The following is a 24,831-nucleotide window of genomic DNA, read 5'->3' on the forward strand; positions in this document are numbered from 1 at the left end:
AGCGGTGGGCGATGCAGAGCCCATCCGGCACACAAGAAAGCGAAGGCGGAGCTAACCGATGGCCAATCCGTTCGTCAAGGCGTGGAAGTACCTGATGGCGCTGTTCAGCTCCAAGATTGACGAGTACGCCGACCCCAAAGTGCAGATCCAGCAGGCCATCGAGGAAGCGCAGCGCACCCATCAAGCGCTGACTCAGCAGGCGGCGCAGGTGATCGGCAACCAGCGCCAGCTGGAGATGCGGCTCAACCGGCAGCTGGCCGACATCGAAAAGCTTCAGGTCAATGTCCGTCAGGCGCTGACGCTGGCCGACCAGGCCACCGCGGCCGGCGACGCGGCCAAAGCGGTCGAGTACAACAATGCCGCGGAGGCGTTCGCCGCGCAGTTGGTGACCGCCGAGCAGAGCGTCGAAGACCTCAAGACCCTGCATGACCAGGCGCTCAACGCGGCCGCTCAGGCCAAGAAGGCCGTCGAGCAGAATTCCATGGTGCTGCAGCAGAAGATCGCCGAACGCACCAAGCTGCTCAGTCAGCTCGAGCAGGCGAAGATGCAGGAGCAGGTCAGCGCATCGCTGCGGTCGATGAGCGAGCTCGCCGCCCCCGGCAATGTGCCCAGCCTCGACGAGGTACGCGACAAGATCGAACGTCGCTACGCCACCGCGCTTGGTCAGGCCGAGCTTGCGCAATCGTCGGTGCAGGGCCGCATGCTCGAGGTGCAGCAGGCCGGCATCCAGATGGCCGGTCATTCCCGGCTGGAGCAGATCCGGGCGTCGATGCGCGGAGAAGCGTTGCCGGCCGGGGGTTCCGCCGGTCCGGCCGCCACCCCGGCCACACCCGCCGCCGAGGGCGGCGGGCAGATCACCGAGAAACCGTTCGGCCAGTAAGGACCTGAGATGGCGGTCAAGTCGGCTCGGCGTGGGCGGCGTGCGTTGCTGCAGCGCTGGCTCGACATGATCGCCGAGATCTTCGACTTCGCCGCGCGGAAGATCAGCGCCGTTACCGACCCGCGGGCTCGGTTGCTTCGCCGCCGCCGCCGTGCGCTGCGCTGGGCGTTGATATTCAGCGCCGGATGCGTGTTCTGGGCTGCGGTGACGGCGGTGCTGGCGGCCTGGGGCTGGTTCGCGCTGCTGCTGCAGGTCACCGGAGCGATCGCGGTGGTACAGGTCATTCCCGCGACGCTGCTGTTCTTCCGCTATCGCTGGTTGCGGGCGGAGCCGCTGCCGACGCCGCGGCCGGCCAACACCCGCCGGTTACCCCCGCCCGGTTCGGCGGCCCGGCCCGCGATGTCGGCGTTGGGCGCCTCCGAACGGGGGTTCTTCTCGTTGTTGGGTGTGATCGAGCGGGGCGCGATGCTGCCGGCCGACGAGGTCGCTGACTTGACGGCCGCTGCCAACCAGACCTCGGCGGCGATGGCGGCGACAGCGGCCGAAGTGGTGTCGATGGAGCGGGCGGCGCAGTGTTCGGAATCGTCGCGGTCGCATCTGGTGCCCACCATCAACGCGTTCACCGCGCAGCTCAGTTCCGGCGTCCGTCAGTACAACGAAATGGTTACCGCCGCAGCGCAATTGGTCTCGTCGGCCAATGGCGGCGCGGTGGGTGAGCCGGGATCGCAACAGCGCTACCGCGAGGAGCTGGCCGGTGCCACCGATCGTCTGGTCGGTTGGGCGCAGGCGTTCGACGAACTCGGCGGGCTGCCCCGCCGGTAGCGCTTGCCGCTGCCTACAACGTCGTCCTGAGCTGTGGGATCACCAGTGCGGCCAGACCGCGCAGCAGCGCCTTCGTCATGTCGTAGACATCCACGTAGTCGCGCCAGAGCGTGATCTTGCCGTCGTGTACTTCGAACACGCCGCAGACCCAGAATTGCAGCCGCAGCCGTCCGAGGATCAGCGCATCGGTCCGTTCGGTGAGTACCGCCGCGCCGTCGGCGGCAATGCGGTGGATCTTGACCTCGAAACCGACGCGCCCTTCCATCTTGCGGAGCAGCTTCACCGTCCGGCGGCCGCCGCGGATCCTGGAGAATCCGACGTTCTCATAGACGAGGTTGTCGTCGAATGCCGCTGCTACGGCGTCGAAGTCCGCGTTCTGCAGGGCGTTCAGGAAACCCTCGACCGTGCGGATGTTGTCTGCGGTTTCGGGGGTGATCTGGGTCAGCTCGGTCATGGTTGCCAGCCTAGGCGAGCACGAACGAGCATGGGCGAGCGTGTGGCCGGGCGCTGTGGCAGGGTAGGGCCGATGCGCGTCGCCGTGGTCGCCGGGCCGGATCCCGGGCACTCGTTTCCTGCGATCGCGCTGTGCCAACGCTTTCAAGCGGCGGGGGACGCACCCACGTTGTTCACCGGGGTGGAATGGCTGGACGCCGCACACGCGGTCGGGGTCGACGCCGTCGAGCTGGACGGATTGACGGCCACCGACGAGGATCTGGACGCCGGGGCGAGGATTCATCGAAGAGCCGCGGAGATGGCGGTGCTCAATGCGCCGGCGTTGCGCGAGCTGGCGCCCGATCTGGTGGTCTCCGATGTGATCACCGCCTGCGGGGGCCTGGCCGCCGAGCTGGTGGGCATTCCCTGGATCGAACTCAACCCGCATCCGCTGTATCTGCCCTCGAAAGGTCTGCCGCCGATCGGCAGCGGGCTGGCACGGGGCACCGGCATCCGCGGCCGGCTGCGCGATGCCACCATGCGGGCGCTGACGGGGCGGTCCTGGCGTGCGGGTCTGCGACAGCGAGCCGCCGTCCGGGTCCAGATCGGTTTGCCGGCACGCGATCCCGGGCCGCTGCGGCGCCTGATCGCCACGCTGCCCGCGCTGGAGGTGCCTCGTCCGGACTGGCCGGCCGAGGCCGTGGTGGTGGGTCCGTTGCATTTCGAGCCGACCGATCGGGTGCTACCGGTTCCTCCGGGGTCGGGGCCGGTGGTGGTCGTCGCGCCGTCCACCGCGGTGACCGGGACCGCCGGACTGGTCGAGGTCGCGCTGGGGTGCCTGACGCCGGGTGACACGCTGCCGGAGGGTTCGCGGGTGGTGGTCTCCCGGCTGGGTGGCGGGGATCTGCCGGTGCCGGCCTGGGCGGTGGTCGGGCTGGGAAACCAGGCCGAGCTGTTGACGCATGCCGACCTGGTGATCTGCGGCGGCGGTCATGGGATGGTGGCCAAGACGCTGCTGGCCGGGGTTCCGCTGGTGGTGGTACCCGGCGGCGGGGACCAGTGGGAGATCGCCAACCGGGTGGTGCGTCAGGGCAGCGGCCGGTTGGTCCGGCCGTTGACCGCCGAGGCGCTGGTGGCCGCGGTGAACGAGGTGTTGTCGTCGCCCGGGTACCGCCGGGCCGCGCAGCAGGCCGCCGCCGGTGCCGCCGCGGTCGCCGATCCGGTCCGGGTGTGCCATGAGGCGCTATAGCGTGGTGATCCGCTGGGTATCTTGACTGGCGTGCGGTTGACGGAGTTCCACGAGCGGGTCACCCTGCGATTCGGTGCCGCCTATGGGACATCCGTGTTGGTGGACCATGTGCTGACCGGCTTCGGGGGTCGTACCGCGGCCCAGGCGATCGAGGACGGTGTCGAACCCCGCGATGTGTGGCGGGCGCTGTGCGCCGACTTCGACGTCCCCCGCGACCAGTGGTGAGTTTGTGGGTTTCGAGTCTGCGTGCAGCGCGTCCGAGCGGCGAAAGCGCGCGCTCACCGCAGATTCGATGCGCTGGCCGCAGACTCGCCTCGCTACAGCGGGCAATCGCCGCAGGTGCCGCCACCCGGCACGCGGTAGAAGAGGCAGCAGCTGCGACGCCTGAAGTCCAGCCCGGTGAGCACACCGGTTCCGGCCAGAACGCCGGTGTCCAGTAGGCGGTTGGTGGTCTCGACGATCGGCTGACGCAAGTCAGGCCGTGCCGAGAGCAACGCCCGCGAGGCTCCGACGAGGGCTGATGCGATATTGCCGGCCAGCAGGACGGGCGCAACCTTGACCCGCAGGCCGGCCGCGAACGGTTCCAGATGGTCCTGTACGACAAGGCGGTACAACCTGGCCGGGAGCCCCGGGAAAGACGGGACAGCTGCTCCGGCAGGTTCGGGCAGTCGTAGCTGCGCTCCGTCGTCAGCGCGTTGCAGGTCGCGGAGGTCCGGAAGGACGCCGTGGGCCAGCGCACAGGCGAGAACGGGTGACCACAGCCGGGCGGCGTGGCCGAGGTGAACCAGCGAGGCGCCGATCCGCAACTCCGTGGTGCGGTAACGGGTGAGGGTGGTGTCGATCAGGTCCGCGAACCCGGCGGCGTAGAAGTGGGCTACCGGATGCCATCCGGTGGCGTCACCGCCCACGACCGGCGCGAAAAACCCACCGTAGGTGGATATTTCGGTCAGTTCCGCGGCGATGTTCATGTGTCCTTCGGTAGCAAGCGATGTTGGCGCGTTCGGCGTGTCAACTTGAGTCGAACAGATGTTCGGCTACTGTGGTGGGCATTGGCGAAGATGTCGACTTGTCGGTGGCCTTCTCTAGTGTCACGGCCAACCGACCGATACCGGTCAACCGAACACCGACTATAGGAGAGGCACCATGGCGCAAGCCCCCGACCGTGAGAAGGCTCTCGAACTGGCGATGGCCCAGATCGAGAAGAGTTATGGCAAAGGCTCGGTGATGCGCCTCGGTGACGAGGTGCGTCAGCCGATTTCGGTCATTCCGACCGGATCCATCGCCCTGGACGTCGCCCTGGGTATCGGCGGCCTGCCGCGTGGCCGGGTGGTGGAGATATACGGCCCGGAGTCCTCGGGCAAGACCACCGTCGCATTGCACGCGGTGGCCAATGCGCAGGCCGCCGGCGGCGTCGCGGCGTTCATCGACGCCGAGCACGCGCTGGATCCCGAGTACGCCAAGAAGCTCGGCGTCGACACCGATTCCCTGCTGGTCAGCCAGCCGGACACCGGTGAACAGGCGCTCGAGATCGCCGACATGCTGATCCGCTCCGGCGCGCTCGACATCGTGGTCATCGACTCGGTGGCGGCGCTGGTGCCGCGCGCGGAACTCGAAGGTGAGATGGGGGATAGCCATGTCGGACTGCAGGCCCGGCTGATGAGCCAGGCGCTGCGGAAAATGACTGGCGCGCTGAACAATTCGGGAACCACGGCGATCTTCATCAACCAGCTCCGCGACAAGATCGGCGTCATGTTCGGATCGCCCGAAACGACCACCGGCGGAAAGGCGCTGAAGTTCTACGCGTCGGTGCGCATGGACGTGCGACGGATCGAGACGCTCAAGGACGGCACCAACGCGGTCGGCAACCGCACCCGGGTCAAGGTCGTCAAGAACAAGGTGTCGCCGCCGTTTAAGCAGGCCGAGTTCGACATTCTCTACGGCAAGGGCATCAGCAGAGAGGGCTCGCTGATTGATATGGGCGTGGACCAGGGCTTTATCCGCAAGTCCGGGGCTTGGTTCACCTACGAGGGCGAGCAGCTCGGCCAGGGTAAGGAGAATGCCCGCAACTTCCTGATGGAGAACGCCGACGTGGCCAACGAGATCGAGAAGAAGATCAAGGAAAAGCTTGGCATTGGCGCAGTGGTGACCGATGACCCCGCAAATGCCGACGTCTTGCCCGCCCCCGTCGACTTCTGAGCCATCCCGCGAAGAGCAGGCGCGGGCGTTGTGCCTGCGCCTGCTCACCGCGCGATCGAGAACTCGCGCTGAGTTATCCGGCCAGCTGGCCAAGCGCGGATACCCCGACGACATCAGCAACCGGGTCTTGGATCGGCTGGCCGCCGTTGGTCTGGTGGACGACACTGACTTCGCCGAACAATGGGTGCAGTCCCGGCGGGCCAACGCGGGAAAAAGCAAGCGTGCGTTGGCTGCTGAGCTGCACACCAAGGGGGTCGACAACGACGTAATCACCACGGTGCTGGCCGGGATCGATGGCGCTGCCGAGCGGGAACGGGCCGAGCAACTGGTACGGACCAGGCTGCGGCGGGAAACGCTGGGCGAGGACAACAGGCATGAAACGCGAGTCAGCCGCCGGCTGGTGGCTATGCTGGCCCGCCGCGGCTACAGCCAGACGGTGGCGTGCGAGGTGGTGGCCGCCGAGCTGGCCGCCGAACGGGAGCGCCGGCGCGTCTAGGGCCGCGCCGAGTCGCGACGCGCCCTGCTAGGCGTGCGGCCGCACATCCGGCCCGGCGCCAACCGGCCGGTCGCCGTACCATGACCCCGTGACTTCGACGGTGGCGCAGCGGGCCGATGCTGCGAATGTGGCGGGCAAGGCTGCGCCCACTGCCGCACGTACCTACCAGGTCCGGACCTACGGCTGTCAGATGAACGTCCACGACTCCGAGCGTGTGGCCGGCCTTCTCGAAGCTGCCGGCTACCAGCGTGCGGCCGACGGCTCAGATTTTGGAGATGCCGACGTCGTGGTGTTCAACACCTGCGCCGTTCGCGAGAACGCCGACAACAAGCTGTACGGCAACCTCAGCCATCTGGCCCCGCGCAAGCGCACCAATCCCAACATGCAGATCGCGGTCGGCGGTTGCCTGGCCCAGAAAGATCGCGACGTGGTGCTGCGCAGGGCGCCGTGGGTCGACGTCGTCTTCGGTACCCACAACATCGGCTCGCTGCCGACATTGCTCGACCGGGCCCGGCACAACAAGGTCGCCCAACTCGAAATCGCCGAGGCGCTGCAGCAGTTCCCGTCGTCGCTACCGAGCGCTCGCGAATCCGCTTATGCTGCTTGGGTTTCCATCTCGGTAGGCTGTAACAACAGCTGCACCTTTTGTATCGTGCCGTCGCTGCGGGGCAAGGAAATCGACCGCAGTCCCGCCGACGTCCTGGCCGAGGTGCAGTCGCTGGTGGACACCGGTGTGCTCGAAGTCACTCTGCTGGGACAAAATGTCAACGCCTACGGCGTCTCGTTCGCCGACCCGGCATTGCCGCGCAACCGGGGCGCGTTCGCCGAACTGCTGCGCGCCTGCGGCCGTATACCGGGCCTGGAGCGCGTCCGGTTCACCTCCCCGCATCCCGCCGAGTTCACCGACGACGTGATCGAGGCGATGGCGCAGACACCCAATGTCTGCCCCGCGCTGCACATGCCGCTGCAATCCGGGTCGGACCGGGTGCTGCGGGCCATGCGGCGGTCCTACCGATCCGACCGTTATCTCGGCATCATTGAACGGGTTCGTGCGGCGATGCCGCACGCCGCCATCACCACCGACCTGATCGTAGGCTTTCCCGGTGAGACGGAGGAGGACTTTGCGGCCACCCTCGATGTGGTGCGGCAGGCCCGATTCGCGGCGGCGTTTACCTTCCAGTACTCCAAACGCCCCGGCACTCCGGCCGCCGACTTCGACGAACAATTGCCGAAAGCCGTTGTGCAGCAACGCTATGAGCGGCTCATCGAGTTGCAGGAGCAGATTTCGCTTGAGGGCAACAGGGAGTTCGTCGGGCAGAGCGTCGAGGTGTTGGTCGCCACCGGTGAAGGCCGCAAGGACAGCCGCACTTCCCGGATGAGCGGGCGGGCACGCGACGGACGACTGGTCCATTTCCGAGTGGGCGTTCAGCACGTGCGTCCCGGCGACATCATCACCACACGGATCACCGGCGCCGCCCCGCACCATCTCATCGCCGACGCGGGCATCATTGATCACCGCCGCACCCGCGCCGGCGACGCCTACGCCGCCGGAGGGCGATCACCCGGCGTCGGGCTTGGCATCCCCGGTGTGGGACGGCCCGTGGCCGCCGATTCCGGGGGATGCGGCTCCGGGTGCGGCCCGACGGACGATCCGGGTAACGGGTCTTGCGATGAACGGAGCAGTTGACGTGGCCGACTTCGATGCCTACCGGTCCGAAATCGAGGCGGCCGAGCGCCGGGTAGCAGGTGAGATCGAGCCTGGCGCAAGGGGTTTCGTGGTGGCGATCCTGGTGTTCGTATTGGTGGGATCGTTCATCTTGCCGCACACCGGCAGCGTGCGGGGATGGGACGTGCTGTTCAGCAGCCACGGCGCCGCCGCCGCTGCGGTGGCGTTACCGTCACGGGTCTTTGCCTGGTTGGCGCTGGTTTTCGGGGTGGGTTTCTCGATGCTCGCCTTGATGACCAGGCGCTGGGCGCTGGCCTGGATCGCGCTCGTGGGGTCGGCACTGGCCAGCGCCACCGGCCTGTTGGCGGTGTGGTCGCGCCAGACTGTCGCCGCGGGTCACCCCGGGCCGGGTATCGGGCTGATCGTGTCGTGGATCACCGTGATGCTTCTGACGTTTCACTGGGCGCGGGTAGTATGGCAGCGCACCATCGTGCAACTCGCCGCCGAGGAACAGCGTCGCCGCTCGGCGGCACAGCAACAATCCAAAACGCTGTTGGACAGCCTGGACGAGCCCGACCAGCCCGGTGACGGCACCGCTGCCAACGGCAGGGACCGCTAGGACCTGCGGCTCAGCGCGTCGGCGGCAGCCTCGGCCCACTGCCGCCACTGCTCGGCGTTCGCCTTGGCCTCTTCGGCTTCCTTGGTCCTGCCGGCGGCGGCAGCTTTCGCGGCCTGCTGTTCGAACTGCTCGGCACGGGCGCGGAATTGTTCGGCGCGTGCCTGGGCCTGCGGGTCGGCCCAATCCGATTCGCCGGCGTCGCGCACTTTTTTCTCCACCGCGCGCAAACGGCGCTCCAACTCGGCTGATCGCTCCCGCGGTACACGGCCGATCGCGTCCCACTTGTCGGTAATGGTGCGCAGCGCGGCCCGGGCCGTGTCAAGGTTGTTGGTGTCGAGCTTTTCGGCTTGGACCAGCAGCGCTTCTTTGGCCGCAGCATTGGCTTGCAGCTCGGCATCTTTTTCTGCGGTCGCGGCGTTGCGGGCGCTGAAGAACGCATCCTGGGCGCCCTTGAAACGGCGCCACAATGCGTCGTCGATGTCCTTGCTGGCCCGTCCGGCGGCTTTCCATTCGGTGAGCAGCTTGCGGAATTCCGCACTGGTGGTGGTCCAGTCAGTCGAGCCGGACAACTCCTCGGCGCGCTCGCAGAGCCGTTCCTTCGTCTGACGGATACCGGATCGCTCACGGTCGAGTTCGGCGAAGTGGGATCCGCGCCGGCGGTTGAAGGTCTCGCGGGCAGCCGAATACCGCTTCCACAGTGCGTCGTCGACTTTGCGATCCAGACCGGTGATCGTCTTCCATTCGTCGAGGATCGCCCGCATCCGATCACCGGCGGCCTTCCACTGGGTGGAGTTAGCAGCCAACTCCTCGGCTTCGGCGGCCAGTGCCTCCTTGCGCGCGGTCTGTGTGGCACGGTGCTCATCGCGTTTGTAGCGGTCCGCCGCGATGACCGCCTCGGCGCGCTCCCGAAGGGAGTTCAGCCTTTCCGCGAGCGCCTCGACATCGCCCAACACGCTTGCGGTGGGCAAGGTCTCGGCCACCGCCACGGCGTTGGCCCGGATTTTGCGGGCATCCCCGGTGCCCGAGGCCAGCCGCTCTTCCATCAGCGTGACCTCGGTGCTCAGGTCGTCGAACCGCCTGCCGAAATGCGCAAATGCGGCTTCGGGATCGCCCGCTTGCCAGGTGCCGACAACACGCTCGCCGGCCGAGGTGATCAGCCACACCGTGCCGTCGCCATCGACACGCCCGAAGCGGTGCGGATCGCTGTGCGGGGGTAGTGCCACCGGGTGCCGGACGGGCCGCGACACCGGACCCGGGCGCGGTCCCGGACGTGGCACGGGGCCTGGAACCGGCCTGGAAACCGGCCCCGGCACCGGCGGGTGCGGATCGCTGTTGCGGGGCTCGTCAGCCGTCATGTGCTCGTCACCTACCCTTTGCACCCTTTCGCGCGTTGGATACCCGCGCATCGGCCGCGCGAAGCGGCACCGTACGGCCGGCAGGTCTGATGGGCCCTATGCGTCATCAGGGTTTCCGACCGGCTCCAACAGTATTGAAGCAGCTTGCCGGGCCGTGCGCCGCCACCTTATTCGGTGCCGCGGTACGGGCGGTCCGGTCACCAGTGCTTTTTCCACCAGGCGTAGAGCTGGTCGAGGTTGGGCCCCTCGGGATCCCCCTGGGCGAGGAAGATCATCAGTTGGGCCTCGTTGGTCCATACCACCGTCGGGCTGCTTTCCTGGACCGCGCAGAAGACCATGCCGCCCACTTGTGGGCTCTCGGGGCGATGCCAACCCGTCGGCGACTTGGATTCCCCGGGACAGTTGACCATGATGTCGGTTCGCAGCAGTCCGTCGAAGAATTGACGCAAGGTGGCGGTTTCGCCGAACAGCGTGTAAATCGCCCGGGATGGTCCGCCGGCGTCGACGTTCTTGTCGCAGATGACCCTGGCCAGTGCGTCTTTGGGCGGCAGGAAAGGCCTGCAGGTGCCTGGTGCGTACCCCAACGGCAGCAGGCTGAGCAGCCGGGCCAACGCGTCTGCGGACGCCGTCGAAGTGGGAGATGTCGGTGACGGTGAGGCCGTGACCGTCCGGGGGCCCGACGCCGTGTTCGGCCGGACCGTGAGCCAGATCCCCTGTGCCGCAAACACCAGCAATACCGCCAGAGCCGCGGCCGCCAGCAGTATCCACGGGTTGCGCAGCCGCCCGGAAAATGACGGCGCGCGCCGGCCGGAAGGTGGGGTGGCATCGGCTTTCTGCGGTGGTGGCGGCGGCGATTGCGACGGCGGTGGTGGGGTGCTGGTCACGCCGGGCCAGGAGCTGGCCTGCGGGTTGGACGATGAAACGTTCACCTCCGACGTCGGAAGTGACGGAAGTGCCAGCGGCCCGGACACATTGAGGTCCGGCTGCGGCGTCGCCGCCACCGGGGTGGGCGCCGATGGGGTGGAGGTCGAAAGACTCCCGTAGCTGACGCCGGTGATGTCTTCAGCCAGGACGTCGCTGTACAGCCCACCCGCCTCCTCGCTGCGCTTGAGGATGCGAAACTCCTGGGCCTGGTGGGGCCCACTGAGTGCTTGATGAGCCGCCAGCGCCAGGTCGCCCGCGCTTGCGTAGCGGTCCTCCGGCCGTTTGGCCATCCCGCGTGCGATCACCGCGTCGAAAGCGGCGGGGATCCCGGGGCGTAACTGACTGGGGCGTGGAATCGGTGCCATCAGGGGGGCGGTGATCAGCATGCCGGCGCTGTCGGCCCGATAAGGCGGCGTCCCGGTCAAGCATTCGTGCAGCACGCACGTCAAGGAATAGATGTCGGCGCGGTGCGTCACCTCGGCATCGGAAAATCTTTCCGGGGCCATATACCGCCAGGTCCCCACCGCACTGCCGAGTTGGGTCAGCTTCTCGTCCGTTGCCGCGCTGGCGATCCCGAAATCCACCAGGTACACGAAGTCATCGCGGGTGACCAGGATGTTCTCCGGCTTGACGTCGCGGTGCATCACCCCGGCCGCATGCGCGGCGTCCAACGCCGAGGCCACCTGATGCACCAGGGCCACCGCCCACGGGGGCGTGACCGGGCCGAATCGTTCCAACAGCAGTGCCAGGTGGGTGCCTTCGATCAAGCGCATGTCCAAGTACAGTTGCCCGTCGATTTCTCCGTAATCGTGGATGGGCACCACGTGCGGTTCCTGCAGCCTGCCAGCGTTGCGGGCTTCGCGTTGCATCCGCATGCGGAACACCGGATCGTGGCTCAGCGACTCCGACATCAGTTTCAGCGCCACGACTCGCTGCCTGACGGTGTCGACGGCCTCATAGACCTCGCCCATCCCGCCGGTACCTAACAGCCGCTTGAGGTAGTAGGGCCCGAACCGGGTACCCACTCGCGAACCTCGCGTGGAGGCACTCATCGCCGACTCCTCAAACCAACGGGTAATCGCACCAGCAAGCCATACTCACCGGCCGACCTGCTGACCGCACACCCGGCCTAGCAATCATGACGGTAATTGCTTGCTATAGCGGGCGCACCAAAAATGAAGCATCCGTCCCACAGCTGCAATCGTTCCGTTAGCTGGGGTGCCCGCCTGTCGGTAGCGGGTGGGCACGGGTGATCGGCACCGCGGTGCCGGAACCCGACCGTGCGGTGTGTGCGTGCAGCACGACAGACGCCCGATTTGTGGTGTTCGACGGTGATCGGCGTGGGGCCCGGATCGTAGCTGTCAGCGGCGTTGCTCACCGTGGGCGCTGCCCGCGGGTCGCTTTGCTGCCCGAGCCGGATTTCCGGCCGCGGAGCCAGGCGCGAAATGCCGGCACCGTGATTCGCATCGTCGCGAACATCGGTGCCTTGTGGTCCGCAAAGTGCGACGCCGGCGGCAAATGAGCCATTTCCAACGGAAAGTCCCGTTGTGATGCTTAACCGCCGCACAAGAGTCATTATTGAACAACTGTGTAGCAGACGTTCGTCTGAGCGCTTCCGGCCGTTCGCAGGGAGGTCACCTTGGCCAACGTCGAGTTCGCGACATTGCTCGCCCTGGGCGCTGCGTTGCTGGCCGGCGTCGGATATGTGACCCTTCAGCGGTCCGCTCAGCAGGTCACCGACGAGGAAGTCGGCCACTTCACGTTGTTCCATCTCTCGCTGCGCCACACCCTGTGGTGGCTGGGCAGCCTGGCAGCTCTGGGGAGTTTCGGTCTGCAGGCGGTGGCACTGACCATGGGGTCGGTGGTGTTGGTGCAGTCCCTGCAGGCTACGGCGTTGCTGTTTGCCTTGCCGATCGACGCTCGCCTGGCCCACCACCGGTGCACCGCCAGGGAGTGGATGTGGGCGGTGTTGCTGGCCGGGGCGGTTGCCGTGATCGTCCTGGCGGGGGATCCGACGGCCGGCCACGCCCGTGCTCCGCTGTCGGACTGGGCAGTGGTCGCGATCGTGATCGTTCCGGTGGTACTGCTGTGTGTGGTCGGCGCGCGTGTCTGGCCGGGTCCGGCGGCGGCGGTGTTGCTGGCGCTGGCGTCATCGGCGGCTTTGGCGGGGTTCACCGTGCTGACCAAGGGAGTGGTCGCCGAACTGCCGCACGGGTTCGAGGCGATGGTTCGGACTCCTGAGTTCTATGGCTGGATGTTGGTCCTGCCGACGGGGCTGATGCTGCAACAATCGTCGCTGAGGGCGGGTTCGCTGACGGCATCACTGCCGACGATTACGGTGGCCAGACCGGTGATCGCGTCACTGCTGGGAATCACCGTGCTCGACGAGGTGGTCCACTCGGGTGAAGGGCAGCTGTTCACGCTGGCGGTTGCGGTGGCGGTGGTGGTCGTCGCGACGGTGGCACTGGCCCGCGACGAGGCGGCCATGATGGCCGCACCTGTCGGCGATCTGAACGTGCCAGGCCAGCTTGCGGTCTCGTAAAGGCTTTTGCCGCCCCGATTTTGACGCCATCGGCCACGAGGGCGGTAACAGTTCGGTTGTCGTTGGGCGGGTACGCGTGACGACCTGCCCATGGCCGGTAACGTGGCGCAGAACATCGGCGGATCGGCGGCATGGCCGCCTGGGCCAGACCAGCGGGGGTCAGTGGGGGGGGATGGGCGCTTCGCCTGGCGCTAACGCGCGAGGCAGAGATATCGGGCGCCGTCGATCATGGGGGTTTCACAGCTGCCGCATAGCTGATGACAGGTCGTGCATAGGTCGTTGCGGAAGTATTCGGAGGCGAACTATAAGCAACCAGCACCAAGACGAGCACAAGAAAGTGTGAGCGGCGCCATAGGATTTTCAGTGAACTGCTAGCGAACAACGGGTGTACGTCCAGCTGACCGGGGGAACGCTGGTAGCCGAGCGAAGAGGTGGAGGGTCGGCCATGTCCAAGGTTGAGGTTGCCGCGCTGATCGCATTGTGCGCGGCGCTGGCATCGGCGGTGGGCGACGTTATTCGCCAACGATCCGCCCAGGAGATTACCGACCAGCAGGTCGGTCACCTGAGGTTGTTCGGCCTGTCCCTGCGCGACGGCCGGTGGTGGCTGGGCGGCGCGGCCGCGGCTCTCAACTACAGCCTGCAGGCATTGGCACTGGCCTGGGCGTCGGTGATGCTGGTGACCGCGTTGCAGGTCACCGCGCTGCTGTTCGCCCTGCCTATCTACGCGCGGTTCGCGCATCACCGGATCACCCGCTGGGAGTGGATGTGGGCGGTGGCCTTGGCGGCCGCGTTGGCGGTGGTCATCATCGTCGGAGACCCGGCGGCCGGCCACCAGCGCGCCCCGCTGCACACCTGGGTCATCGTTGGTGTGGTCCTGGGCCCGATTTTGGTGTTGTGCGTGCTTGCGGCCCGGCTATGCCTCGGGCGCCCCCAAGCGGCGGTGTTGCTGGCGGTGGTGTCGGGTGCATCGCTGGCATTGTTCGCCGTACTGACCAAGGGAGTGGTCGAGGTCGCCGAAGACGGACTGGGCGCGGTGCTGCGAGCACCGGAGTTCTACCCCTGGCTCCTGGCGGCATTGGCCGGCATGATTTTCCAGCAGTCCGCTTTTCGCGCTGGTGCGCTGACCGCCTCGCTACCAACGATCACCGTCGCCAAGCCCGTGGTGGCGGCGGTTCTGGGCGTTACCGTGCTGGGCGAGACCTTGGAAGCCAGCGGTCCGGAGGCGATTGTGCTGGTGCTCGCGGTGGCGGCGGTGATCGCGGCGACCGTGGCGCTGGCCCGTGGCGAGGCCGCGACCATGGTTGCTCAGGCCGGGCGCGACAGGATACTGACAGCGCCGCCGACGTCGTCGGCCAAGCGCGATGCCGGCGTCGATCAGATCGCCGATCCCGTCGTGGTGGTCGATGGTCCGGTTTGGGGATCTTCCTCTGTGTAATCCCCGCGATGGGGTTGCCGCGGGCCCGCGTGCCCGCCTGGGTCCACCGCCGGACGGGTTAGTTTGGTGGCGTGCTGGGCGCCATTGCGATCGTTCCGTCCGCGCCGGTGCTCGTTGCCGAGCTCGCCGGGGCGGCGGCTGATGAGGTGGCCGACATCGGTGCGGCGGTGACCGCGGCGGCGGCCATGTTGCCGCCGCGGTGGGTTGCCGTCGGGGTAGGCGCCGCCGACGGGGTCGTGGACCGCGATGCCGTCGGCTCCTTCGCGGGTTTCGGCACTGACGTCCGCGTCCGGCTCTCGCCGCTGTGTGACGACGAGCCGGGACTGCGACTGCCGGCCGAGTTGCCGCTGTGCGCGCTGATGACGGCCTGGATACGGGGCCGGGCACGGCCGGAGGCCACTGCCGAGGTCCGCGTTTATGCCGGCGACCACGATGTCGATACGGCGCTGGCGCGTGGCAGAGACCTGCGGGCCCAGATCGACCGAGTGCCCGATCCGATCGGCGTGCTGGTGGTGGCCGACGGCGTCAACGCCCTGACGTCCCAGGCCCCGGGCGGTTACGACCCCGGCGGCGCCGACGTCCAGCTGGCCCTCGACGACGCGCTGGGAGCCGGCGACGTGGCGGCGCTGCGCACGTTGCCCGCAACGGTCCTCGGGCGGGCGGCATTTCAGGTATTGGCGGGCTTGACCGGATCCGGGCCGCAATCGGCCAAGGAGCTCTACCGCGGGGCGCCCTACGGGGTGGGGTACTTCGTCGGCGTTTGGCTGCCATGAGGCCACTGGCGATCATCGGGCCGACGGGGACCGGCAAATCGCAACTCGCGCTCGATATCGCCGACCGGCTCACCGGCGAGCTGGGCGCGGAAATCGTCAACGCCGACGCTATGCAGCTCTACCGCGGCATGGACATCGGGACAGCGAAGCTGTCCGTCGAAGACCGCCGCGGCATCCCGCATCATCAACTCGACGTCCTCGACGTCACCCAAAAGGCCACCGTCGCGCGCTATCAACAGGCCGCCGCAGCCGACATCGCGGACATCCTGGGCAGGGGAGCGCTGCCGATCGTGGTGGGCGGCTCGATGCTCTATGTTCAGTCGTTGCTCGACGACTGGACGTTTCCGGCCACCGATCCCTCGGTGCGCGCGCGATGGGAACAGCGCCTTGCCGAAGTCGGGGTGGGCGAGTTGCACGCCGAGTTGGCTCGTCGTGACCCGGCCGCGGCCGCGGTGATCCTGCCGACCGATAGGCGCCGAACCGTGCGGGCGCTCGAGGTGATCGAACTCACCGGGCGCCCGTTCGCCGCGTCCGCACCGCGCATCCGAGAGTCCCGGTGGGGCACCGTTATCGTCGGATTAGACTGTGCCACAACAATTCTCGATGAAAGATTACAGCGCCGAACCGACGCGATGTTCGAGCAGGGACTGGTTGCCGAAGTTCGCGCGCTGCTCGGTGAGGGCCTGCGGGGCGGCGTCACGGCCGCACGAGCGCTGGGTTATGCCCAGGTGATCGCGGCGCTGGACGCCGGCGGGACCGCTGCCCAGCTGCGCGATGCGCGCGAGCAGACCTACGTGGGCACCCGTCGCTACGTGCGACGGCAGCGGTCCTGGTTCCGCCGCGACCACCGGGTGCACTGGCTGGATGTGAACTCGGCCGACAGCGTGGTCGACCACGCGATCCGCGCCTGGCGGGACGTAGGCTGATCTGGTGATGTTCGCCAAGGGCCACGGCACCGAGAACGACTTTGTGCTGTTACCCGACGTCAAGGCGCAGCTGTCGCTCGGCGCGGGCCAGATTGCCGCCTTGTGTGACCGCCGCCGGGGACTGGGCGCCGACGGGGTGCTGCGGGTCACCATCGCCGAAGCCGCGGTGGCCGCCGGTGTGCTCGACCGGCTACCTGACGGCGTCGGTGCGGCCGATTGGTACATGGACTACCGCAACGCCGACGGGTCGGTAGCGCAGATGTGCGGCAACGGCGTGCGGGTGTTCGCCCACTACCTGCGCGCCAGCGGTCTGGAGCACCGAGACGAGTTCGTCGTCGGATCGCTGGCCGGCCCCCGGCCGGTCACCGTACACAGCGTCGATGCGAGCAACGCCGACGTCACCGTCGATATGGGCAAGGCCAACCGGATCGGCACGGGGACCGCTGTCGTCGGGGCTCGGCGGTTTCCCGGCCTGGCCGTCGACGTGGGCAATCCGCACCTGGCCTGCCTCGATCCCCGGTTAACCGTTGCGGACCTGGCGGCTTTGGATGTTGCGGCGCCGGTGAGCTTCGACCCGGAGCAGTTCCCCGACGGGGTCAACGTCGAGGTGCTGACGGCTCCGGTCGACGGCGTGGTCAGCATGCGGGTCCATGAGCGAGGGGTGGGTGAAACCCGTTCCTGCGGTACCGGGACGGTCGCAGCCGCCGTCGCCGCGCTGGCAGACGACGGGACCGAGACCGGCACGCTCATCGTGCGGGTTCCCGGCGGCGCGGTCACGGTGACCGTCACCGATGCCACCAGCTTCCTGCGTGGGCCGTCGGTGCTGGTGGCCAACGGCGAAGTCAGCGGGGAATGGTGGCACGCCCAGCAGCGTTAATTGAGGTGCACGACACCGATTCAGCGTGCACTATTGCTAATTGCCTATGACACATCCCGAATTTCCCCCTCAAGATCCGTTGGAGCCCAGCACCGGCGAACTTGCCCTCGAGGACAGGTCGGCGCTGCGCCGGGTCGCGGGGTTGTCGACCGAGTTGGCCGACATCTCCGAGGTCGAGTACCGCCGGCTGCGCCTGGAGCGCGTGGTGTTGGTAGGCGTCTGGACCGAGGGCAGCGCCGCCGACACTGAGGCCAGCATGGCGGAATTGGCGGCGCTTGCCGAAACCGCCGGCTCCCAGGTACTGGAAGGGATCATCCAACGCCGCGACCGGCCGGACCCGTCGACCTACATCGGCTCCGGTAAGGCGGCCGAACTCCGCGAGATCGTCGTGGCGACCGGAGCCGATACCGTCATCTGCGACGGAGAGCTCTCTCCAGCCCAGCTGACTGCGCTGGAGAAGGCGGTCAAGGTCAAGGTCATCGACCGCACCGCGCTGATCCTCGACATCTTCGCCCAGCACGCCACGAGCCGGGAGGGCAAGGCTCAGGTGTCGCTGGCCCAGATGGAGTACATGCTGCCGCGGCTGCGGGGCTGGGGCGAGTCGATGTCGCGGCAGGCCGGTGGCCGCGCCGGCGGCAGTGGCGGCGGAGTGGGGCTGCGCGGTCCGGGTGAAACCAAGATCGAGACCGATCGGCGCCGGATCCGCGAGCGGATGGCCAAGCTGCGACGCGAGATCAAGGACATGAAGCAGGCCCGCGACACCCGGCGCAGCCGTCGGGTGCACAGCGACCTGCCCTCGATCGCCATCGTGGGCTACACCAATGCCGGGAAGTCCAGCCTGCTCAACGCGCTGACCGGGGCCGGGGTGCTGGTGCAGGACGCGCTGTTCGCGACGTTGGAACCGACCACCCGGCGCGCGGAGTTCGATGACGGTTTGGGCCGGCCGGGCCGTTTCCTGCTCACCGACACCGTCGGCTTCGTCCGGCATCTACCCACCCAGCTGGTGGAAGCGTTCCGCTCCACCTTGGAAGAGGTCGTTGACGCGGATCTGCTGGTGCATGTCGTCGACGGCGCTGACGCGAACCCCCTGGCCCAGATCAACGCGGTGCGTCAGGTGATCTCCGAAGTGATCGCCGACCACGGGGCTGACGGCGGGGACGCGCCGCAGGAACTGCTGGTGGTCAACAAGGTTGACGCTGCCAGCGACCTGGCGTTGGCCAAACTGCGTCACGCGCTGCCCGGCGCGGTATTCATCTCGGCCCGCACCGGAGACGGTGTCGAGGCGCTGCGACGCCGGATGGCCGAGCTGGTAGCTCCCACCGACGCCGCCGTGGACGTCGTGATCCCCTACGATCGCGGCGATCTGGTGGCCCGCCTGCACTCCGACGGGCGCGTCCAGCACCAGGAGCACAGCGCTCACGGCACCCGGATCAAGGCGCGGGTTCCGGTGACGTTGGCCGGGCGCCTGCAGGAGTTCGCCGTCCGCTGAAGCACCAGACCGTCGGCGGCTGCCGACCAACCGGCTGGTTGGTATATGTTGGGCAGCAGAGTTCGCTTCGCCGGAGGTTTTCATGGGCAGTGCCATCAAGTATCAGCGCACGCTGTTCGAACCCGAGCACGACTTGTTTCGCGAGTCCTACCGGGCCTTTCTGGACCGCCACGTGGCGCCGTACCACGATGAATGGGAAAAGGCCAAGATCGTTGACCGCGGGGTGTGGCAGGAGGCCGGCAAGCAAGGTTTCCTCGGCATGGCGGTGCCCGAGGAGTACGGCGGCGGCGGTAACCCCGACTTCCGGTACAACACGATCATCACCGAGGAGACCAGCGCCGGACGCTACAGCGGCATCGGCTTCGGGCTGCACAACGACGTCGTGGCGCCGTACCTGCTGGCACTGACCACCGAAGAGCAGAAGCAGCGCTGGTTGCCGAAGTTCTGCAGCGGCGAGTTGATCACGGCGATCGCGATGACCGAGCCGGGAACCGGAAGTGACCTGCAGGGCATCAAGACTCGCGCGGTCAAGCACGGTGATCACTACGTGCTGAACGGCTCGAAGACATTCATCACCAATGGGATCAACTCCGACCTGGTGATCGTGGTCGCCCAGACCGATCCCGAGAAGGGCGCGCAGGGCTTTTCGCTGCTCGTGGTCGAGCGTGGGATGCAGGGGTTCGAACGCGGCCGCCACCTGGACAAGATCGGGCTGGACGCGCAAGACACCGCCGAACTCTCGTTCACCGATGTGAAGGTTCCGGCCGAAAACCTTCTCGGGGAAGAAGGCATGGGATTCATCTATCTGATGCAGAACCTGCCGCAGGAACGCATCTCAATCGCCATCATGGCGGCCGCCGGGATGGAGGCCGTGCTGGAGCAGACGCTGCAATACGTCAGGGAACGCAAGGCTTTCGGCAAGCCGATCGGCAGCTTCCAGAACAACCGGTTCGTGCTGGCCGAGCTGGCCACCGAGGCCACCGTGGTGCGGATCATGGTCGACGAGTTCATCGCCCTGCACCTCGAAGGCAAGCTGACTGTCGAGCAGGCCGCCATGGCCAAGTGGTATTCCACCGAGAAGCAGGTGTACTTGAACGACCGCTGTCTGCAGCTGCACGGCGGTTACGGCTACATGCGCGAATACCCGGTCGCCCGCGCCTTTCTGGATGCGCGGGTGCAGACCATTTACGGCGGCACGACCGAAATCATGAAGGAGATCATCGGCCGCGGTCTGGGTGTCTAGCCGCCCCGGCGGCTCATCCGTGCGCTTCGTGTGCGTCGTGGGCGCTGCGCAACAACGCCGTCAGCTCTTCTTCTTGCTTGGTCGGTGCGCGATACCTTGTTGAGAGCGAGTCGATCTCATCCTCGGCGGCCAGCAGTGCCGCGAAGATCTTCTCGCGTTCGGCCGGATCTGCCTCGTAATGCAGGTCAAGATATTCCAGTGCGTGTCGGCGTGCCCGGGCGACGGCGTTTTGCCTGCGGCCGCGGGCGGAGAACAACGACGCCATGGTGGTGATGAACAGGACGGCGACGATCACCGTCAACGACGTCGCCGTCGTGATCTCTACGATCGGCACCGGTTTGCCGGCGTTGATGAAGGGAATGTTGTTGTCGTGCAGCGCTTCCAGCACCAACTTCACGCCGATGAAGCCCAGGATCGCGGCCAGCCCATAGGACAGGTAGATCAGCCGGTCCAGCAGATTGTCGATCAAGAAATACAACTGGCGCAGCCCCAACAGCGAAAAGGCGGTTGCGGCGAACACCAGGTAGACGTTCTGGGTCAGTCCGAACAGCGCCGGCACGGAATCGAACGCGAACAGCACGTCACTGCCGCCGATGGCGATCATGACCAGCAGCAGCGGCGTCATCACTCGCTTGCCGTTTTCGACGACGAACAATCGGTCGCCGTTGTAGTCCGGGGATGTCCGCAGGAATCGGTTGGCCAACCGCAGGATCAGGTTGTCATTGCGGGATTCGGGCGGTTCCGGCTTGGCGAGGTTGCCCGCCATGACCAACAGACCCAGGCCAAACGCGTAGAACGTCCAGTTGAAGGTGTCGATGAGTGCGGCCCCCAGCAGGATGAATCCGGTGCGTGCGACGAGCGCGAACGCAATACCGAACAACAGCACCTTCTGCTGGGCGACCCGCGGAACCCCGAAGCTGCTGATGATCACCAGAAACACGAACAGGTTGTCGACGGACAGAGCCTCGTTACTCAGGTAGCTCGCGAAGTACTCGATTCCCATGGCAGCGCTGCCGAACACGGCCACCGCGATACCGAACAGCACGGCGATACCGATGAACATCGCCGACCACAGCGCGGACTCCCGTAGCGTCGGGCCGTGCGTGTGTCGTACGTGGAAGACGTAATCCATCAGCATGAGGGCCGTGATCATGACGATCGTGAGGACCCAGACAACTGCGGAAACACCCATGTCAGCCGGGTATCCTCTCGTGGGGTGAGTCGGGCTGGGCTCTGGGGCACGGTAGCGTACGACCGGTGCGGGCCGAGTCGCGGTTCCTCGCGACACGCACGCGATCCGGCATCATTTCGGAATCAGCTGGGTATCCGTTTTCGGAATATTTACGATTTGACTTCGCATTTGTCGTTCGCTAGAGCAAAGTTATGCGGGCCCGGCGACGATGCGGAACGTAGCTGGGGGACGGCCCACAGGTGGGAAATCCGCCAGCTCGCGGCGCGGGCAGGGCATCGGCTGGGAGGCTTGGTGAACGGGCAGAGAGGTCAATTGAGCAGGCTGGTCGGGCGTGCGGTGCTCAGCTTGGCGGCTACGTTGCTGGCTGTCGGGCTGCTGGCGCCTACTGCGGCAGCGTCTCCGATAGGTGATGCGGAAGCCGCCATGATGGCCGCGTGGGAGAAGGCAGGGGGCGAGACATCGACGCTCGGCGCCCGGAAAGGTGACGTCTATCCCGTCGGGGATGGGTTCGGCCTGGACTTCGACGGCGGCAAGATGTTTTACACCACGGATACGGGTGCCAAATACCTGTACGGCCCGGTCCTGGCAAAATACGAGGCGCTGGGCGGGCCGGCCGACAGCGATTTGGGATTTCCGACCATCAACGAGGTTCCCGGCCTCGCCGGCCCCGACAGTCGGGTGAGCACCTTTTCCGCCAGCGACAACCCGGTGATTTTCTGGACGCCCGACCACGGCGCATTCGTGGTGCGCGGCGCGATGAACGCTGCGTGGGACAAGCTCGGCAGCTCTGGGGGCGTCCTGGGTGCCCCGATAGCCGATGAAACCTACGACGGCGACGTCGTGTCCCAGAAGTTCACCGGCGGCGAAGTCTCCTGGAACAAGAAAACCAAAGATTTCACCACCAACCCGGCGGTATTGGCTGATCAGCTGAAGGGCTTGCAGGTGGCGCTTGACCCCACCGCCGCCATCAACATGGCCTGGCGCGCCGCCGGCGGCGCCGCCGGCGCCTTGGGTGCCAAGAAGGGCGCGCCCTACCCGATCGGCGGTGACGGTATCGCCCAGGACTTCGTCGGCGGCAAGATCTTTTTCAGTCCGGCCACCGGTGCGAACGCCGTGGAGGGCGCGATCCTGGCCAAATACGAGTCGCTCGGCGGTCCGGTCAGCAGCGACCTTGGCTTCCCCATCGCCAACGAATCCGACGGCGGCATCACGCCGACCAGCCGGATCGCGGCGTTCTCCGCCGCCGACAAGCCGGTGATCTTCTGGACCCCTGATCACGGCGCCTTTGTGGTGCGCGGAGCGATGAAGGCCGCTTGGGACAAGCTCAAAGGTGCCACCGGCAAACTCGGTGCGCCGGTCGCCGACCAGACCGTCGACGGCGACGTGGTGTCGCAGAAGTTCACCGGCGGCAAGGTGTCCTGGAACCGCTCGAGCAACACCTTCACCACCGACCCGGCGAACCTGGCGCCGCTGCTATCCGGGCTGCAGGTGTCCGGGCAGAATCAGCCCAGTACGTCGGCGGCTCCATCGCACGGCAAGAAGTTCACCTGGCACTGGTGGTGGCTGGTGGCCGTGGTCCCCGTCGTGCTGCTGATCGTGATGTTCGTGTTGGTTGTGCTGGGCGTGCGCCGGCGGCGCACCGGCCAACCCGCCGCCTACGAGGGCTACGAGCACGAGCAGGATCGCGATGTGGAGGCCGGCTATGACGCCGCCGGTGGGCGCTGGCCGCATGACGACATCGATTTCGGCTCCGAAGACTTCCCGGCCGACGACCAGCACCTGCAGGAACATCGCGGTCCGGATGCCGGGGCGGCGTCGCGGGTCAGCTGGCCACGGGGCGCCGCGACCGGCGCTGGTGTCGACGAATATGCCTCTAGCAGTGGCGAATACGGCGGCGATGCACTGCGCGCGTCGGATATGGGCTTCGAGTTTGACGAAGAAAATCCCGACGCGGTGGATACCACGCCGACGCCCATCGTGACCCGCGCCGATCTCGCGGAGGCGGCGGTTCCCGAGCCCGATGTTCCAGAAACCGTGACCGGGCAACCTGTGGTACCAGAAACATATGCGCCGGAAGCGGCGGTTCCAGAGGCAGCGGCTCCCGAGGTAGGTGTGCCGGAGACCGCGGTTGCCGATGCCGCCTTCCCGGATGCTTTCGCCCCGCGCGCCGCCTTCGCCGATGCCGAGCCAGGCTACGCGGAGGTCGCTCCGGAGGCGTTTCCGGAAGTCTTCCCGGACGTTTCGGGTCCTCAGGGGAGGACGGGGCGCCACGCTGCCGCAGAGCCCCAGGACGAGCCGCAAGCGCCGGAATCGGCTCTGACGCCGACGGTTGCCTCCGGGCCGGGCCCGGCTGTGCGACCGACCATCCACATGCCGCTGGACCACGACCCATACCAGGCGCCAGCGGGGTATCCGATCAAAGCCAGTGCTCGGTTCGGCTTGTATTACACCCCCAGCAGTGCGCTCTATTACGACACGCTCGCCGAGATCTGGTTCGCCAGCGAGGAAGCCGCCCAAGCCAACGGTTTCATCAAGGCGGACTAGAAGTCCGGCTCCCGGCGATGTCTGCCGGGTGGCGGCCGGGTCCTATATCTTGCGGATCACCGTGACGACCTTGCCCAGCACCGTTGCGTCGTTGCCTGGTATCGGGTCGAAGGCCGGATTGTGGGGCATCAGCCACACCTGACCGCCTGCTCGTCTGAAGGTCTTGACGGTTGCCTCGCCGTCGATCATGGCCGCGACGATGTCGCCGTTGTCGGCGACGTTCTGCTGTCGCACGACCACCCAGTCGCCGTCGCAGATCGCGGCTTCGACCATCGAGTCGCCGACGACCTTGAGCAGGAACAGCGTCCCCTCGCCGACGAGCTCGCGCGGCAGCGGGAACACGTCTTCGACCGCTTCCTCAGCAAGTATCGGGCCGCCGGCGGCGATGCGGCCGAGAACCGGGACAAAGGTGGGCTCGGGCAGCGCGTCCGAGCCGGCTACCTCGGTGACCGCCGCTGGTGTCACGACGTCTTCGGCGCCGCGGACGTCGACCGCACGCGGCCGGTTCGGGTCACGCCGCAGATAGCCCTTGCGCTCCAGAACGCGCAGTTGGTGGGCTACCGACGAAGTCGACGTGAGACCAACGGCGTCGCCGATCTCGCGGATGCTGGGGGGATATCCGCGGTTGGTGACCGAGGTGCGGATGACGTTCAAGATGGTGCGCTGCCGCTCGGTGAGTGTGGGGTCCACGGAACCGACTGCGGGGGCGTTGCTGTCGCTCATGGCACTGAATGTAACCCGACGGCGCCCGAGAATCAAACATGTGTTCGACCGGTGTGTCGGAGCGGGCTTGACGGTGATGCCGGTTCAATCCCAGCCCAGCCGGAGCTGGGCTGACCCGCTGAGGTGCTGAATTACAAACGCGTCACTATTCGCGCGATCGGGTATCCGTGCCCCATGGCAGTGATGGCGACCGACCGGCCTTGTCGGTGGCACGGGCTAGCGTTTCGTTTGCACGACACGCTTCGATCAGATGTTCGGCAATCGAACACACAATCGACTAAGGTGTCGAACACATGAGCGACGAATTTTCGGGCGGAGGAACGAACATGACACTCATGCAGGCATTCCCGGCGCGTACCCGTGGCGTGCCACTGCCGGGAAACAGGCCGGTCTACAGGCCTCTTCGCGAGCCCCTTGGGGCCCGGGGCGGGACGGCGCCGCGGCGGCG

The 24,831-nt window shown here is 66.9% G+C and carries 22 protein-coding genes; 16 read left to right on the plus strand and 6 right to left on the minus strand.

Annotation, left to right across the window (positions count from 1 at the left end):
* The first annotated feature begins 58 nt into the window (after positions 1-58).
* Together pspA and pspM are read left to right on the plus strand one after the other, a co-directional pair.
* Positions 59-880 (plus strand): phage shock protein PspA, encoded by an 822-nt coding sequence (gene pspA / locus B4U45_RS24915; protein ID WP_075549945.1) that lies wholly within the window; start codon positions 59-61, stop codon positions 878-880.
* Between the two features lie 9 nt (positions 881-889).
* A complete protein-coding gene (gene pspM, locus B4U45_RS24920) occupies positions 890-1,702 on the plus strand; it encodes a phage shock envelope stress response protein PspM (protein WP_075549946.1) in 813 nt (270 codons plus the stop codon).
* 13 nt (positions 1,703-1,715) lie between these two features.
* Here pspM and B4U45_RS24925 read toward each other — a convergent pair whose 3' ends face one another.
* Positions 1,716-2,156, minus strand: coding sequence for a limonene-1,2-epoxide hydrolase family protein (locus B4U45_RS24925; RefSeq protein ID WP_371687072.1), 441 nt, complete (start codon positions 2,154-2,156; stop codon positions 1,716-1,718).
* Positions 2,157-2,228: 72 nt separating this feature from the next.
* On the opposite strand from B4U45_RS24925, the gene B4U45_RS24930 reads away from it, so the two are divergent.
* Positions 2,229-3,383 carry a glycosyltransferase gene (locus tag B4U45_RS24930; protein ID WP_075549947.1) on the plus strand — a complete coding sequence of 385 codons (1,155 nt, stop codon included), beginning with the start codon at positions 2,229-2,231 and terminating at the stop codon, positions 3,381-3,383.
* Positions 3,384-3,413: 30 nt separating this feature from the next.
* Complete coding sequence (locus tag B4U45_RS24935; protein ID WP_075549948.1) at positions 3,414-3,608, plus strand: DUF3046 domain-containing protein; 195 nt, start codon at positions 3,414-3,416, stop codon at positions 3,606-3,608.
* Positions 3,609-3,700: 92 nt separating this feature from the next.
* Here the strand turns inward: B4U45_RS24935 and B4U45_RS24940 are convergent, their stop codons facing one another.
* Complete coding sequence (locus tag B4U45_RS24940; RefSeq protein WP_075549949.1) at positions 3,701-4,351, minus strand: (2Fe-2S)-binding protein; 651 nt, start codon at positions 4,349-4,351, stop codon at positions 3,701-3,703.
* Positions 4,352-4,526: 175 nt separating this feature from the next.
* On the opposite strand from B4U45_RS24940, the gene recA reads away from it, so the two are divergent.
* From recA to B4U45_RS24960, 4 genes are all read left to right on the plus strand, one after another.
* Entirely contained in the window at positions 4,527-5,579 is a 1,053-nt protein-coding gene (gene recA / locus B4U45_RS24945) for a recombinase RecA (RefSeq protein ID WP_075549950.1), read from the plus strand.
* Entirely contained in the window at positions 5,545-6,075 is a 531-nt protein-coding gene (gene recX / locus B4U45_RS24950; protein ID WP_075549951.1) for a recombination regulator RecX, read from the plus strand. Before recA ends, recX begins: the two co-directional genes overlap by 35 nt.
* A gap of 100 nt (positions 6,076-6,175) precedes the next feature.
* Positions 6,176-7,762 carry a tRNA (N6-isopentenyl adenosine(37)-C2)-methylthiotransferase MiaB gene (gene miaB, locus B4U45_RS24955; RefSeq protein WP_371687097.1) on the plus strand — a complete coding sequence of 529 codons (1,587 nt, stop codon included), beginning with the start codon at positions 6,176-6,178 and terminating at the stop codon, positions 7,760-7,762.
* Positions 7,746-8,360 carry an Rv2732c family membrane protein gene (locus tag B4U45_RS24960; protein WP_075549953.1) on the plus strand — a complete coding sequence of 205 codons (615 nt, stop codon included), beginning with the start codon at positions 7,746-7,748 and terminating at the stop codon, positions 8,358-8,360. Before miaB ends, B4U45_RS24960 begins: the two co-directional genes overlap by 17 nt.
* Here B4U45_RS24960 and B4U45_RS24965 read toward each other — a convergent pair.
* The gene (locus tag B4U45_RS24965) at positions 8,357-9,715 is read right to left on the minus strand and encodes a DUF349 domain-containing protein (protein ID WP_075549954.1); all 1,359 of its coding nucleotides are present in this window, start codon (positions 9,713-9,715) and stop codon (positions 8,357-8,359) included. The two genes, B4U45_RS24960 and B4U45_RS24965, sit on opposite strands and share 4 nt — an antisense overlap.
* 197 nt (positions 9,716-9,912) lie before the next feature.
* On the minus strand, positions 9,913-11,691 hold the full coding sequence (locus B4U45_RS24970) for a serine/threonine-protein kinase (RefSeq protein ID WP_219859532.1): 1,779 nt from the start codon (positions 11,689-11,691) through the stop codon (positions 9,913-9,915).
* 587 nt (positions 11,692-12,278) lie between these two features.
* Here B4U45_RS24970 and B4U45_RS24975 point away from each other — a divergent pair.
* The 7 genes from B4U45_RS24975 (at position 12,279) to B4U45_RS25005 (ending at position 19,924) form a co-directional block, all read left to right on the plus strand.
* A complete protein-coding gene (locus B4U45_RS24975; RefSeq protein WP_219859533.1) occupies positions 12,279-13,181 on the plus strand; it encodes a DMT family transporter in 903 nt (300 codons plus the stop codon).
* Between the two features lie 445 nt (positions 13,182-13,626).
* The gene (locus B4U45_RS24980; RefSeq protein ID WP_219859534.1) at positions 13,627-14,616 is read left to right on the plus strand and encodes a DMT family transporter; all 990 of its coding nucleotides are present in this window, start codon (positions 13,627-13,629) and stop codon (positions 14,614-14,616) included.
* 71 nt (positions 14,617-14,687) lie between these two features.
* Positions 14,688-15,389: a class III extradiol ring-cleavage dioxygenase family protein gene (locus B4U45_RS24985; protein WP_075549959.1), complete on the plus strand. Its 702-nt coding sequence runs from the start codon at positions 14,688-14,690 to the stop codon at positions 15,387-15,389.
* A complete protein-coding gene (gene miaA / locus B4U45_RS24990; protein ID WP_075549960.1) occupies positions 15,386-16,315 on the plus strand; it encodes a tRNA (adenosine(37)-N6)-dimethylallyltransferase MiaA in 930 nt (309 codons plus the stop codon). Before B4U45_RS24985 ends, miaA begins: the two co-directional genes overlap by 4 nt.
* A 4-nt stretch (positions 16,316-16,319) precedes the next feature.
* The gene (dapF, locus tag B4U45_RS24995; protein ID WP_075549961.1) at positions 16,320-17,192 is read left to right on the plus strand and encodes a diaminopimelate epimerase; all 873 of its coding nucleotides are present in this window, start codon (positions 16,320-16,322) and stop codon (positions 17,190-17,192) included.
* A gap of 46 nt (positions 17,193-17,238) precedes the next feature.
* Positions 17,239-18,681 carry a GTPase HflX gene (hflX, locus tag B4U45_RS25000; RefSeq protein ID WP_075549962.1) on the plus strand — a complete coding sequence of 481 codons (1,443 nt, stop codon included), beginning with the start codon at positions 17,239-17,241 and terminating at the stop codon, positions 18,679-18,681.
* Between the two features lie 82 nt (positions 18,682-18,763).
* Positions 18,764-19,924 carry an acyl-CoA dehydrogenase family protein gene (locus B4U45_RS25005; protein WP_075549963.1) on the plus strand — a complete coding sequence of 387 codons (1,161 nt, stop codon included), beginning with the start codon at positions 18,764-18,766 and terminating at the stop codon, positions 19,922-19,924.
* Positions 19,925-19,937: 13 nt separating this feature from the next.
* Here the strand turns inward: B4U45_RS25005 and B4U45_RS25010 are convergent, their stop codons facing one another.
* Entirely contained in the window at positions 19,938-21,116 is a 1,179-nt protein-coding gene (locus B4U45_RS25010; RefSeq protein ID WP_075549964.1) for a TerC/Alx family metal homeostasis membrane protein, read from the minus strand.
* 291 nt (positions 21,117-21,407) lie between these two features.
* Here B4U45_RS25010 and B4U45_RS25015 point away from each other — a divergent pair, with 291 nt between their 5' ends.
* On the plus strand, positions 21,408-23,660 hold the full coding sequence (locus tag B4U45_RS25015; RefSeq protein WP_183154985.1) for an LGFP repeat-containing protein: 2,253 nt from the start codon (positions 21,408-21,410) through the stop codon (positions 23,658-23,660).
* A 42-nt stretch (positions 23,661-23,702) separates the two neighbouring features.
* Here B4U45_RS25015 and lexA read toward each other — a convergent pair whose 3' ends face one another.
* Complete coding sequence (gene lexA / locus B4U45_RS25020; RefSeq protein WP_075549965.1) at positions 23,703-24,383, minus strand: transcriptional repressor LexA; 681 nt, start codon at positions 24,381-24,383, stop codon at positions 23,703-23,705.
* Positions 24,384-24,831: the final 448 nt, after the last annotated feature.

Source organism: Mycobacterium persicum (genome assembly GCF_002086915.1).
Taxonomy (GTDB): Bacteria; Actinomycetota; Actinomycetes; order Mycobacteriales; family Mycobacteriaceae; genus Mycobacterium; species Mycobacterium persicum.

Coding starts and splice junctions, on each gene's coding strand:
- pspA (WP_075549945.1), top strand. CDS start 59: ATGGCCAATCCGTTCGTCAAGGCGTGGAAGTACCTGATGGCGCTGTTC.
- pspM (WP_075549946.1), top strand. CDS start 890: ATGGCGGTCAAGTCGGCTCGGCGTGGGCGGCGTGCGTTGCTGCAGCGC.
- B4U45_RS24925 (WP_371687072.1), bottom strand. CDS start 2,156: ATGACCGAGCTGACCCAGATCACCCCCGAAACCGCAGACAACATCCGC.
- B4U45_RS24930 (WP_075549947.1), top strand. CDS start 2,229: ATGCGCGTCGCCGTGGTCGCCGGGCCGGATCCCGGGCACTCGTTTCCT.
- B4U45_RS24940 (WP_075549949.1), bottom strand. CDS start 4,351: ATGAACATCGCCGCGGAACTGACCGAAATATCCACCTACGGTGGGTTT.
- recA (WP_075549950.1), top strand. CDS start 4,527: ATGGCGCAAGCCCCCGACCGTGAGAAGGCTCTCGAACTGGCGATGGCC.
- recX (WP_075549951.1), top strand. CDS start 5,545: ATGCCGACGTCTTGCCCGCCCCCGTCGACTTCTGAGCCATCCCGCGAA.
- B4U45_RS24960 (WP_075549953.1), top strand. CDS start 7,746: ATGAACGGAGCAGTTGACGTGGCCGACTTCGATGCCTACCGGTCCGAA.
- B4U45_RS24965 (WP_075549954.1), bottom strand. CDS start 9,715: ATGACGGCTGACGAGCCCCGCAACAGCGATCCGCACCCGCCGGTGCCG.
- B4U45_RS24970 (WP_219859532.1), bottom strand. CDS start 11,691: ATGAGTGCCTCCACGCGAGGTTCGCGAGTGGGTACCCGGTTCGGGCCC.
- B4U45_RS24980 (WP_219859534.1), top strand. CDS start 13,627: ATGTCCAAGGTTGAGGTTGCCGCGCTGATCGCATTGTGCGCGGCGCTG.
- miaA (WP_075549960.1), top strand. CDS start 15,386: ATGAGGCCACTGGCGATCATCGGGCCGACGGGGACCGGCAAATCGCAA.
- hflX (WP_075549962.1), top strand. CDS start 17,239: ATGACACATCCCGAATTTCCCCCTCAAGATCCGTTGGAGCCCAGCACC.
- B4U45_RS25005 (WP_075549963.1), top strand. CDS start 18,764: ATGGGCAGTGCCATCAAGTATCAGCGCACGCTGTTCGAACCCGAGCAC.
- B4U45_RS25010 (WP_075549964.1), bottom strand. CDS start 21,116: ATGGGTGTTTCCGCAGTTGTCTGGGTCCTCACGATCGTCATGATCACG.
- lexA (WP_075549965.1), bottom strand. CDS start 24,383: ATGAGCGACAGCAACGCCCCCGCAGTCGGTTCCGTGGACCCCACACTC.